Annotated in this window: 12 protein-coding genes and 1 pseudogene; 12 read left to right on the forward strand and 1 reads right to left on the reverse strand. The window is 42.7% G+C overall.

Annotation, left to right across the window (positions count from 1 at the left end):
* Positions 1-64: 64 nt before the first annotated feature.
* From ACEW8S_RS17320 to ACEW8S_RS17350, 7 genes are all read left to right on the forward strand, one after another.
* Positions 65-1,183 carry an alkene reductase gene (locus tag ACEW8S_RS17320; RefSeq protein WP_373519373.1) on the forward strand — a complete coding sequence of 373 codons (1,119 nt, stop codon included), beginning with the start codon at positions 65-67 and terminating at the stop codon, positions 1,181-1,183.
* A 157-nt stretch (positions 1,184-1,340) separates the two neighbouring features.
* Entirely contained in the window at positions 1,341-1,739 is a 399-nt protein-coding gene (locus ACEW8S_RS17325; protein WP_373519374.1) for a heme-binding protein, read from the forward strand.
* A 122-nt stretch (positions 1,740-1,861) separates the two neighbouring features.
* Positions 1,862-2,281 carry an OsmC family protein gene (locus tag ACEW8S_RS17330; protein WP_373519375.1) on the forward strand — a complete coding sequence of 140 codons (420 nt, stop codon included), beginning with the start codon at positions 1,862-1,864 and terminating at the stop codon, positions 2,279-2,281.
* Between the two features lie 43 nt (positions 2,282-2,324).
* Positions 2,325-3,377 carry an NAD(P)-dependent alcohol dehydrogenase gene (locus ACEW8S_RS17335; RefSeq protein WP_373519376.1) on the forward strand — a complete coding sequence of 351 codons (1,053 nt, stop codon included), beginning with the start codon at positions 2,325-2,327 and terminating at the stop codon, positions 3,375-3,377.
* A gap of 327 nt (positions 3,378-3,704) precedes the next feature.
* Positions 3,705-4,499: a sugar phosphate isomerase/epimerase family protein gene (locus ACEW8S_RS17340; RefSeq protein ID WP_373519377.1), complete on the forward strand. Its 795-nt coding sequence runs from the start codon at positions 3,705-3,707 to the stop codon at positions 4,497-4,499.
* 126 nt (positions 4,500-4,625) lie between these two features.
* Positions 4,626-5,363 (forward strand): class I SAM-dependent methyltransferase, encoded by a 738-nt coding sequence (locus ACEW8S_RS17345; protein ID WP_373519378.1) that lies wholly within the window; start codon positions 4,626-4,628, stop codon positions 5,361-5,363.
* 145 nt (positions 5,364-5,508) lie between these two features.
* Positions 5,509-6,132 (forward strand): fasciclin domain-containing protein, encoded by a 624-nt coding sequence (locus ACEW8S_RS17350; protein ID WP_373519379.1) that lies wholly within the window; start codon positions 5,509-5,511, stop codon positions 6,130-6,132.
* A gap of 177 nt (positions 6,133-6,309) precedes the next feature.
* On the opposite strand, the pseudogene ACEW8S_RS17355 reads toward ACEW8S_RS17350, so the two are convergent.
* Positions 6,310-6,702: pseudogene (locus tag ACEW8S_RS17355) on the reverse strand (sigma-70 factor domain-containing protein).
* Positions 6,703-6,921: 219 nt separating this feature from the next.
* Between ACEW8S_RS17355 and ACEW8S_RS17360 the strand changes: the two are divergent.
* The 5 genes from ACEW8S_RS17360 to ACEW8S_RS17380 form a co-directional block, all read left to right on the forward strand.
* Positions 6,922-7,113 carry a cold-shock protein gene (locus tag ACEW8S_RS17360; RefSeq protein WP_027075965.1) on the forward strand — a complete coding sequence of 64 codons (192 nt, stop codon included), beginning with the start codon at positions 6,922-6,924 and terminating at the stop codon, positions 7,111-7,113.
* A 154-nt stretch (positions 7,114-7,267) separates the two neighbouring features.
* A complete protein-coding gene (locus ACEW8S_RS17365; RefSeq protein WP_373519380.1) occupies positions 7,268-7,717 on the forward strand; it encodes a KTSC domain-containing protein in 450 nt (149 codons plus the stop codon).
* Positions 7,718-7,891: 174 nt separating this feature from the next.
* Positions 7,892-9,211 carry a DEAD/DEAH box helicase gene (locus tag ACEW8S_RS17370; RefSeq protein ID WP_373519381.1) on the forward strand — a complete coding sequence of 440 codons (1,320 nt, stop codon included), beginning with the start codon at positions 7,892-7,894 and terminating at the stop codon, positions 9,209-9,211.
* A gap of 29 nt (positions 9,212-9,240) precedes the next feature.
* A complete protein-coding gene (locus ACEW8S_RS17375; RefSeq protein ID WP_373519382.1) occupies positions 9,241-10,797 on the forward strand; it encodes an SDR family NAD(P)-dependent oxidoreductase in 1,557 nt (518 codons plus the stop codon).
* 79 nt (positions 10,798-10,876) lie between these two features.
* On the forward strand, positions 10,877-11,191 hold a 315-nt coding region (locus ACEW8S_RS17380), incomplete at its 3' end, for an LLM class flavin-dependent oxidoreductase (protein ID WP_373519383.1).

Genomic DNA, 11,191 nt, shown 5'->3' on the forward strand with positions numbered 1-11,191 from the left:
TAGCGCATCCTTTTAATATAAATGTTTTACAGCATTTTTTTTCCAATGAATAACACAAAAATATATGAAAGAACAATCCCTATTGACCCCATACGACATGAACGGCCTAAAATTGCCCAATCGCATCATTATGGCCCCGATGACCCGAAGCCGTGCCGAAAACGATAACAACGCGCCGACCAAAGACCTGCATGTACCCTATTACACACAAAGGGCTACCGCAGGCCTTATTATTTCGGAAGGCAGCCAAGTTTCGAACCGAGGTGTCGGATATATCAACACGGCAGGTATGCACAACGAGGCACAGATCGCCGGTTGGAAAAAAGTGACCGAATCCGTACATAAGGCGGACGGACGTATTTTCGCACAACTGTGGCATGTCGGCCGTATTTCGCATCCCGACTTTCACGATGGGGAATTACCATGGGCACCCTCAGCCTTAAATCCGGATACGGAAGTATTTACGCCAGAAGGGCAAAAAAAAACGGTCAAGCCCAAGGCCATGAGCTTATCAGATATCAAAATAACGCAGAACGAATTCGTACAAGCGGCCAAAAATGCCATTGAGGCGGGATTCGACGGTGTGGAGATCCACGCCTCCAACGGGTATCTTTTCCATCAGTTTTTCAATGGCACTAGCAATCATCGCGATGATAATTACGGAGGTACCAAGGAAAACAAGGCCCGTTTCTTTTTTGAGGTTCTGGATGCCGTGAAAAAAGTCGTACCCGAAAATAGGGTAGGGGTTAGATTCAATCCGTCGCTGCACGGAATTTTCGGAATGACGATGGATGAAGATACCATCCCCACCTTCGATTATATTATCGAGCGGTTGGATAAGGAATATGATTTGGCCTATATCCATCTGTCCGAACCTTTTAACGATGTGTCCGATTTAGACTATGCCGAAAGTAACATTGCCGAGCGTTACCGTCCGAAATACAAGGGCACTATCATGATTAATGCCGGCTTTGATCAAGAAAAGGGAAACAAGGTCATCGACGAGGGCAACGCCGATTTGGTGTCCTTTGCAAAACTTTACGTATCCAATCCCGATTTGGTCGGTCGCTTTCGAGACAATATTCCCGTTTCGGATTGGAATGAGGACACCTTTTACACACCTGGAAAAAAAGGGTATACGAATTATGAGGCCAAAACACGGGAATTGATTCCGAATAAGTAAAAGAACAGGGTTAAGGAACCCGGTTACGGTAGGGAACATGGCGGTTTTGGAACCCGGGAATTTGTCAATGCCAAAGTGGTAATGAAAGTGCATATGGAGTAAGATATTCAAAAAAAGAATTATACATTTAAGTTGTAAAAACTAAAAATAATACACTATGAACATTACACTAGAAAAAGCAGAAAAAGCGATACAGGCCGCTAAGAAAAAAGCGGCAGAAATGGATGTTAAGATGAACATCGCCATAGTCGATTCCGGCGCCAATCTGGTCGCTTTCGCAAAAATGGACGGAGCCTGGTTGGGCTCTATCGATATCGCGATGAAAAAGGCAAAAACCGCCCGATATTTCGATATGCCAACCGGAGAAATCGGAAAGTTGTCCCAACCGGGGAAATCCCTTTACAACCTCGAACATTCCAACGGGGGACTGATAAGTTTTCCCGGTGGAATTCCCATTGAAAACGAAGACGGACATATTGTCGGCGCCATCGGGGTCAGCGGAAGTACCGTCGAAGATGATCACGCCGTGGCAGAAGCGGGTATGAAAGCATTATAAACGCGGTGCGCTTATGCGTTGTGCCAATTGCCGTTCGAACGGATTGTGCATTGCACGGACCGATCAAGTACGAATTAATATAAGTACGAATCAATAATTGTTAACTAATAAATCTCAGCGATATGAATTTCACAAGAAATGCTTCCGCCAACTGGCAGGGAAGCGTAAAAGAAGGCAAAGGGGACATCACTACGGGCAGCGGTGCCCTGAAAAAGGCCAAATACGCCTTTGGTACCCGATTTAAGGACGAAAACGGTACCAACCCAGAAGAACTGATCGGTGCGGCCCATGCGGGTTGCTATACCATGCAGCTCAGTGGTTTATTGGGTGAAGAGGGCTATACACCAGATGACCTGCATACCGACGCCAAAGTCACTTTTAAGGACGGTGAAATCGTGAAAATTGCCTTGAGCGTATCCGGTAAGGTCCCCAATATCAAGAAAGAGGAATTTATAAAGATTGCGGAAAAGGCAAAAAGGGTATGCCCGGTTTCCAAATTGTTGGACACAGAGATTACCTTGGATGCCAAATTGCAGGTATAGGTCCATCCACAAAAAACAGGTACACTACAAATTTAAGAATACTATGAAAGAAAATGTGAAGGCATACGGTGCCAAAGATTCCAAAGCGGAACTGGAACCGATGACCATTAAAAGACGGGACATCCAAAAAGATGATGTTGAAATCGATATCACGTATTGCGGCGTTTGCCACAGCGATATCCACACCGTTCACAACGACTGGGGCAATTCGGTCTATCCGATGATTCCCGGGCATGAAATTATTGGACGTGTGGTATTGGTAGGCGATGGCGTATCCGATTTTACGGAAGGTCAATTGGTCGGTGTCGGCTGCATGGTCGATTCCTGCCAGACCTGTTCCGCCTGTAAGGACGATATGGAACAGTTCTGTGAAAACGGGGCGACCATGACCTACGGAAGTAAGGACAAGCATATGGACGACCATACCCACGGAGGATATACCACGTCAATTGTTGTGGACAAGGAGTTTGTACTCCGCATTCCCGAGAACATCGACGAAAAAGCAGCCGCACCGCTATTATGTGCGGGCATTACGACCTATTCCCCCCTGAAAAACTGGAACGTCAAAAAAGGCGACAACGTAGGTGTAATCGGTCTGGGCGGTCTCGGCCATATGGGCGTGAAATTCGCCAATGCGATGGAAGCACATGTCGTTATGATCACCACATCGCCCGATAAAGCGGATGATGCCGAACGTTTGGGAGCACACGAGGTCTTGATTTCAAAGGATAAGGAGGCCATGAAAAAGCATCAGGGCAGTTTTGACTTTATCCTAAATACCATTCCCGTCGGCCATAAGATGGATCCTTACATTGCGTTGCTTAAAAGGGACGCCACCATGGTATTGGTCGGATCGGTAGAACCATTGGATCCTTTTAACGGGGCCGGATTGATTATGGGTAGAAAACGTGTCGCCGGTTCGTTGATCGGTGGTATTAAGGAAACCCAAGAAATGTTGGATTTTTGTGGAGAGCATAATATTGTTTCCGATGTTGAGATGATCGATATGATGGACATCAATAAAGCCTATGAGCGCGTGATGGACAATGATGTCAAGTACCGTTTCGTTATCGATATGGCTTCGTTGAAAAAATAAAAAAAATACTATAGAAAGAAATATAGCTGTGGATAGCATCACCAATCTCAATCATAATGTAGTACATCTGGTGGCCCAGCGACCCAAAGATTTTAGGTTTACACCGGGGCAGGCCACCGAACGGAATACGTTTTCATTCCATTCGATGAATCAAATTAGAAATTATAAAGTATTTTTGAAAATCTACGGAAGACAGAAAGCAATCACTCCAGTTAAAATATAAAGACTATCGACCGACGAAAATTTCTACGGACATCCGGCACGGCAACCGCTGCTGCTTTTCTGCCCATACCCAGTTTTGCCCTAAACGGTACATCTAACTTTAAAATGGGGCTGCAACTTTTTACCATACGCGATGCGATGCAAAAAGATCCGGTGGCGACCTTGCAGCGGGTGCGGGACCTCGGATATCAAGATTCTGAAATTTACGGTTATGATGGGGACCTTGATCAATATTACGGTATGAAGTCCAAAGACTTCAAAAAACTGCTTGACGACTTACAATTGACGGCCACCAGCGGGCATTATAATTTTACGGATTATTTTGAAAAGTCCGACTCGGATCTAGAGCGTTACCTTGACCAGTGCATTACCGGAGCGCATGCCATCGGGTCAAAATACATAACTTGGCCTTGGTTGGCACCGGAATATCGTGATATCGAAAATTTCAAAAAGCTGAGTGGAAAGCTCAATACAATGGGTGAGCAGGTCAATGCATCCGGATTGGGGTTCGCCTATCACAACCACGATTTCGAATTTACACATCACTATGGTCAAAAGGGGTATGATATCATCTTGAATGAAACCGAACCGGAATTGGTGAAATTGCAGATGGACATGTATTGGATCATGCACTCCTCCGGGTTGTCCCCGGCAGAATGGATAGCAAAAAATCCCGGTCGATTCGTCATGTGGCATATTAAGGATATGGATAAGAAGACTCGAGATTATACCGAACTGGGCAATGGCTCCATCGATTACGTGGAGATGCTTTCACAAATCGATACCAATGCGTTGGAATATTATTATTTGGAACAGGGTGGCAATTTTGCCCAAAATTCTATGCAAAGCATAACGGATAGCGCGGCCTACTTTGAAAAACATTTGAGGAAATATTTATAAGCCGCTTTTTTATAACGAAACGATTACATCGCCCCCGAACGCTTAAAATACCACATCCAATGGCATTAGTGGTTTTAGATTTCTTCTTAGCTTACGGATTAATTCTCATATTGAACTGAACATGCTATGGTACACCTTCGAAACGTTCTCCGCCTCTCCGTTCTATTCTTAATTACGTTGCCGCTCTATCAGTGTATAGGTCAGGATAGCAAATCTAAAAAAGCCGAAGAAAATTACACTTTTAAAACGGGCGACCCCAATGGCATCGGCAAGTGGTATATGGGTCGGGAAATTGCCCATGTTATGGGTTTTCAGGGGATGGGCTGGCTAGAACGTTCTACCCGTGAAGAAGAGGAGAACACCTCCAAGTTACTCGTTAACATGGCTATTGAACCTAGCGACTCCATAGCCGATATCGGCGCGGGAAGCGGTTACCATGTCTTTAAAATGGCACCGCTGGCCAAAGAAGGATTGATTTATGCGGTCGATATTCAGGATGAAATGCTCGCCGCCTTACGTATAACAAAGGAGGAGGGCGATTTAGAGAACATCGCCCTCGTAAAAGGAAGCGAAAAGAGCATCAACCTCCCCGAAAATTCAGTGGACAAGGTATTGATGGTCGACGTCTACCATGAATTTAACTACCCGATAGCGATGATCGCATCCATTAAAAAAGCGCTTCGGCCTGACGGGAAGCTCTACCTTATCGAATACCGGGGCGAAGATGACAGCGTACCTATCAAACAGCTTCACAAAATGACCGAGTCCCAGGCGGTAAAAGAAATGAACGCCGCGGGAATGAAGCTGGAAAGGAATATCGATAATCTGCCTTGGCAGCATTGTATGGTGTTTTCGAAGGACTAATTCCTTAAAATACATCGTAAAAATGTCGTTCGTACCTGTGAGCCCCCTATCGATATATTTAACATAATTTTAATAGTATTTAGGGCGTAAGGAAGATTTATCGAACTACATTAGGTGTAAATAATTCAAACAATTAGTTATGAAAATGAAAAATACAAAAATTTTATTTTTAACCTTGTGTGCCGTCCTCGCCATGGCATCATGTAAAGACCAAGCCAAGTTGGACGCAGATAAAAAAGCTGCGGAAGATAAAATCGCAATGGAAGAAGCGGAAGCCGAAAAAGCGAAGGCCGAAGCTGAAAAGAAGGAAATGATGGCGACTAGCATTGCTGGTGTAGCTGCAGAGAAGGCGGAGCTCTCCACGTTGGTTTCCGCTATTAAAGCAGCAGGACTTGACAAAATGCTGTCCGAACCGGGCAATTACACGGTTTTTGCTCCTACGAACAACGCTTTTGAAAAATTACCGAAGAATCTATCCATTGCGGAATTGGCAAAACCCGAAAACAAAGAAGTGCTGAACGATATATTGAAGTACCATGTCGTAGAAGGCAATATTACATCGGATAAACTCGTTAAAGCTATTGATGGCGCAAATGGAAAATACAAGTTCAATACCGTAGGTGGCAAAGAATTAGAGGCCAGTTTAAATGGTGATCAGATTGTATTAAAAGACGAAAAAGGCAATAAGACCCAAGTAGTTTTAGGTAATGTAAAGGCATCGAACGGAATCGTACACGTAATTAATGATGTGCTGATCGCCAAAAAATAAGATTAAACCTAAATTAGAATCGTTTCTAAAACCCGTTAGGCAACTATAGGGTTTTTATTGGTCGACGTTGCGCTTTTTAGTAAATGCTGGAATTTGAAGTTTATCAGAATCATTTATGAAAGTAGCGCCGACTAAATTTAGTCGGCGCTACTTTTATAATGAGTGGAATATCCTATCTTACAAATACGCCTGCAAAACTTCGTTATTGGATTTTTTCCGTAGTATCCGTATCGCTTTTTCCCTTATCTGTCTAACACGTTCCCTGGTGATATCAAAGAGTTCTCCAATTTCACTCAGACTCTTGGGGGTTCGTTCCCCAATACCTTCGTTGATCTGATCCGAGAGCCGTAAACCGCTTCCTTGATATTGTTTTGCGGCTGAAACCACAAAACGTAAATTGGCATTGACTAACTTATTGAGGGCAATATGATCTCCTTCACGTATTCTTCTGGCCAGTTCTACCTCCTCATCCGCAGTAATCAAATCAATCTTTGATATTTCCTAAAAGTATTTTTCTAATGATTTAGTATCCCTGTTTGTAACTTGTTTCATGATTTTCAGTTGCCTCATATATAATATGTTAGTTAATAATGCTTTTCTATAACTTACTGTTTTTTAGCAGAAATCCTAATTTAATCACAGTTTCTTCATGTTTTCTTTCCAAAGAAAGTCCTAAATGAACGTCCATAGATGTAGAAAATTGAAAAGAAATCGATTAATAGGTTGAATAACAGAAAAATGGCGCCATCTTTGCAAATCAATACATATTATAAATTTAATTACATTACCATGAGTAAAGGAACAGTAAAGTTTTTCAATGACACGAAAGGATTTGGATTTATCACCGAAGAAGGTGTTGAAAAAGATCATTTTGTACACATTTCTGGATTAGTAGACGAAATTCGCGAAGGCGATGAAGTCGAGTTTGATCTACAGGAAGGCAACAAAGGATTAAATGCCGTGAACGTAAAAGTTATTTAATACATAAGCTTTTAAGTGTAACAAAACCCCACCGATATCGGTGGGGTTTTTTTTATGGCCGGCATTAATTTTAATTGGTCCCTGAAAGATAAACCTGTTTCCTTACCTAAGGGTTCAGAATAAAGAGGTAATTTTGCGCCTTCAAAAAAAATCTATGAAGCGTATTAACCAATATAAGAAGCTGTTCGGTGTCGAAAAAGAAATCGATCTTAAAACACTCAAAACGACCTACCGCAATTTGATCAAGGAATGGCATCCGGATAAGTTTCAGGAGAGCGATACCAAAAGGTCAGCCGCCGAAGGGCAAAGCCGTACAATAATTGATGGTTACCATTTTTTGGTGAGTATAGCTCCCGAAACTAAAGCGGCAAATATGGAAGCCTATACCGAAACCATTACGAATTCCGGAATAGCGGATTACGACCTCAAGGGACTGGTTTTGGAAATCACCTTTTTAGACGGTACGACCTACGAGTATTTTGGCGTCACGAAACCCATATTTAGAAAGATGGTCAATTCCAATAAATTGAATCGTTTTGCCAAGCGCACCATCTATCCAAACTATACCTACAGGAAATCAAAACGTACGCTTCAAGAGGTTTAATAGAAAGGCTTTATCGATATCTTTGTAGCTACCGATCTGTGGCGGCCCGCGGTAGTATTGGCCGATTAGGTATCACCGCGTACCGCTAAAAATCCAAAAATAGCGGCGTCCCCAACGAAGTAAACGTATGTGCTAGAGTATATCCATTTTAATCCCATTAGACCAATACATTCAATGGCGAATAGCATTCGGAACCAACACGATATTTTAGAAAAGCTGAACATAGCTGCATTGAACCCAATGCAGCAAGAAGCTATTGCTATCATCGGAAAAACAGCGAATACCGTTTTGCTATCTCCGACAGGGACGGGCAAGACCTTGGCTTTTTTATTACCGCTTATTGACTCTTTGGATGCCGAATTGATGGAAGTACAGGCACTAATTCTATTACCATCCCGAGAATTGGCAATACAAATTGAACAGGTTGTCCGCAATATGGGTTCTGGCTTCAAGGTCAATGCGGTGTACGGCGGCAGACCCATGTCCCAAGATAAATTGGAATTAAAACATACTCCCGCTATTTTAATCGGAACACCGGGGAGAATTGCGGATCATTTTAGCGCTGAACGCTTCTCAAAAGCAAGCATTAAAACACTCATATTGGATGAGTTCGATAAGACTTTGGAAACCGGTTTCGAGAAGGAGATGAACGAGATTATCCATCAATTGCCCCATTTGACCAAACGCATTCTGACCTCGGCAACACAGGGTGTTGAAATTCCCCGTTTTGTGGGCTTGGAAACTCCAACGATTCTAAATTATATAAAGGATAAAAAAGCATCAAGATTGACCGTTGGGACAGTGGTTGCCCCGGATAAAAACAAGCTACAGACTTTGGTGGAATTACTGCAACACATCGGCAATGAACCCGGAATCATTTTTTGCAATTTTAAGGATAGTATCGAACACGTGAGTGCCTATTTTGATCAATATGGAATAAATTACACCTGTTTTTCCGGGGGCATGGAACAAAGAGACCGCGAACGTTCTTTGATCAAGTTCAGAAACGGTACCTGTCAAGTACTGGTCGCGACAGATTTAGCGGCAAGGGGTATCGACATTCCGGAAATACAATTTATCGTTCATTATGAACTTCCCAGAACTGTGGAAGAGTTTACCCATAGAAATGGTAGAACTGCCCGCGTAAAAGCAAAGGGAACTGCCTATGTGCTACAATGGGAAAAAGAGCGTTTGCCCGAATTTATTGAGAAAGACCAACCCATAGTTGTATCTAAAAAATCGGCGCACAAACCACAACTCTGGGAAACCCTGTTTATTTCAGGAGGACGTAAAGATAAAATCTCAAAAGGCGATATCGCCGGCCTATTTTTTAAACAAGGTGGAATTAATAAGGACCAATTGGGGGTTATCGAACTGAAGCAAGATTGCGCATTTGTAGCCGTACCGCTATCCATTGCCAGCGGCTTGGTCGAAAAACTGAACAATACGCGGTTAAAGAAGAAAAAGGTACGGGTCAATATATTGCAGAGCTGATTTTTTAGTACACATAACTAGTAAAATAGATGCATAGAGAAGACAAAGAAACAGCCATATCCCATAAAATTTCATCCGAAGAGATAGATAAATGCATCTCCATATTAGAGCGGTTAGTTACGGATACCGATCAAATATTCGATATTTCAAAAGAGAAAAGAACCGCTTTGCTAAAAGCATCCGGAATGCTTTCTAGACCAAGCAGGGATGAGTTTTCCCGTCGAAAAAAAAATGGGAAGAAAGCAGCTAAACGCAAAATGGCGGCCAGGGATAGAGTAGCCCGTAAAGAAACGGGGATCCGTAGCGCCCGTGAAGCCAATGTATTTGTAGCACCAATGCTGTTGGACGGTTCCGATTTAGCAAATAAAGAACGGCAAGCATTAGAATCTCCCAGAAATTGCTACGTGTGTAAAACAGTATTTACACAACTGCATCATTTTTATGATACCATGTGTACGGACTGTGGTGATTTGAATTATGCCAAACGTTTTCAAACTGCGGACGTTAACGGTCAGGTGGCGATTATAACAGGCTCTCGGTTAAAAATAGGATATCATATTACATTAATGTTGCTCCGCGGCGGAGCAACGGTAATCGCTACGACCCGATTTCCGGTAGATTCGGCATTGCGTTTTTCAAAAGAAGCCGATTTTACGGAATGGGGTCATCGTCTAAAAATTCACGGACTTGATTTACGCCATATTCCAAGTGTAGAGATTTTTTGCAATTACATCGAGCAAAAATATGAGCAGCTGGATATTTTGATCAATAATGCCGCTCAGACCGTGAGACGCCCCGCAGGCTTTTATTCCCATTTGATGGAAAACGAAGAAAAACCGCTAGCATCCATACCGAAATTTGCGCACGATGTACTACGGGATCATGTGGATTGCTTAGAACAGTTGAAAGTGTTGACCTCGGGTACATCCTCCAATAAGAATATGCCCGTTACGTGGCACGGGCCGGAACCTGGTATCGGTTTAAGAGCTTCTGCAAAATTATCCCAAATCCCCTATAGCTTTGATAATTCCCTCGTTGCCGAAGAAGTGTTTCCCCAAGGAAAATTAGATGCAGATTTGCAACAAGTAGATTTAAGAAAGACAAACAGTTGGCGTCTAAAGCTCGGTGAGATCGAAACCACTGAAATGTTGGAAGTACAACTGGTCAATGCCGTGGCGCCGTTTGTGCTGTGCAATCGTCTTTCAAAAATCATGAAGAAAAGCAACACGGGCAAAAAACATATCATCAATGTCTCTGCCATGGAAGGGAAGTTCCATCGCTTTTTTAAGGAAAGTCGTCATCCACATACCAATATGGCAAAAGCCGCACTGAATATGCTAACACATACATCGGCACTGGCATTGGCAAAAGACGGCATTTATATGAATGCGGTGGACACCGGATGGGTTACAGATGAAGACCCCATAGAATTGGCCAAGAAAAAAGAGGAATTACATGATTTTCAACCCCCTTTAGATATTGTTGATGGCGCCGCACGGGTAATGGATCCCTTATTTGATGGTATAAACACTGGAAAACATTGGTGTGGTAAATTTCTGAAGGATTATAAACCTATTGATTGGTGACAGTATAAAAAAGATTCTATACAGTAACTTGTGCTATTCGTTATTTAGACACAAATTTTTCAACGGATTATATACATTTATGAAAATCCAAAATACATCGTATTCCATATTAGACCTTGCTTTAGTTTCAGAAGGTCATACACTTAAACAAACCTATAATAATGCCCTTGAATTGGCGCAAAATGCCGAAGCGTTTGGTTACACACGCTATTGGTTAGCGGAACACCATAATGCACCTAATATTGGTAGTAGTGCCACCTCGGTTTTAATTGGCTATGTTGCCCAAGGTACAAACACACTTCGTATTGGTTCTGGTGGCATTATGCTACCCAATCATTCGCCGTTGATTATTGCTGAACAATTTGGCACTTTAGCATCCTTATATCCTGACCGA

The organism is Pricia sp. (assembly GCF_041745955.1).
Classification (GTDB): domain Bacteria; phylum Bacteroidota; class Bacteroidia; order Flavobacteriales; family Flavobacteriaceae; genus Pricia.

What these genes read in the sequence shown, in the direction of transcription:
- ACEW8S_RS17320 (WP_373519373.1), top strand. Translation starts at nt 65, where the DNA reads ATGAAAGAACAATCCCTATTGACCCCATACGACATGAACGGCCTAAAA.
- ACEW8S_RS17325 (WP_373519374.1), top strand. Translation starts at nt 1,341, where the DNA reads ATGAACATTACACTAGAAAAAGCAGAAAAAGCGATACAGGCCGCTAAG.
- ACEW8S_RS17330 (WP_373519375.1), top strand. Translation starts at nt 1,862, where the DNA reads ATGAATTTCACAAGAAATGCTTCCGCCAACTGGCAGGGAAGCGTAAAA.
- ACEW8S_RS17335 (WP_373519376.1), top strand. Translation starts at nt 2,325, where the DNA reads ATGAAAGAAAATGTGAAGGCATACGGTGCCAAAGATTCCAAAGCGGAA.
- ACEW8S_RS17340 (WP_373519377.1), top strand. Translation starts at nt 3,705, where the DNA reads ATGGGGCTGCAACTTTTTACCATACGCGATGCGATGCAAAAAGATCCG.
- ACEW8S_RS17345 (WP_373519378.1), top strand. Translation starts at nt 4,626, where the DNA reads ATGGTACACCTTCGAAACGTTCTCCGCCTCTCCGTTCTATTCTTAATT.
- ACEW8S_RS17350 (WP_373519379.1), top strand. Translation starts at nt 5,509, where the DNA reads ATGAAAAATACAAAAATTTTATTTTTAACCTTGTGTGCCGTCCTCGCC.
- ACEW8S_RS17360 (WP_027075965.1), top strand. Translation starts at nt 6,922, where the DNA reads ATGAGTAAAGGAACAGTAAAGTTTTTCAATGACACGAAAGGATTTGGA.
- ACEW8S_RS17365 (WP_373519380.1), top strand. Translation starts at nt 7,268, where the DNA reads ATGAAGCGTATTAACCAATATAAGAAGCTGTTCGGTGTCGAAAAAGAA.
- ACEW8S_RS17370 (WP_373519381.1), top strand. Translation starts at nt 7,892, where the DNA reads ATGGCGAATAGCATTCGGAACCAACACGATATTTTAGAAAAGCTGAAC.
- ACEW8S_RS17375 (WP_373519382.1), top strand. Translation starts at nt 9,241, where the DNA reads ATGCATAGAGAAGACAAAGAAACAGCCATATCCCATAAAATTTCATCC.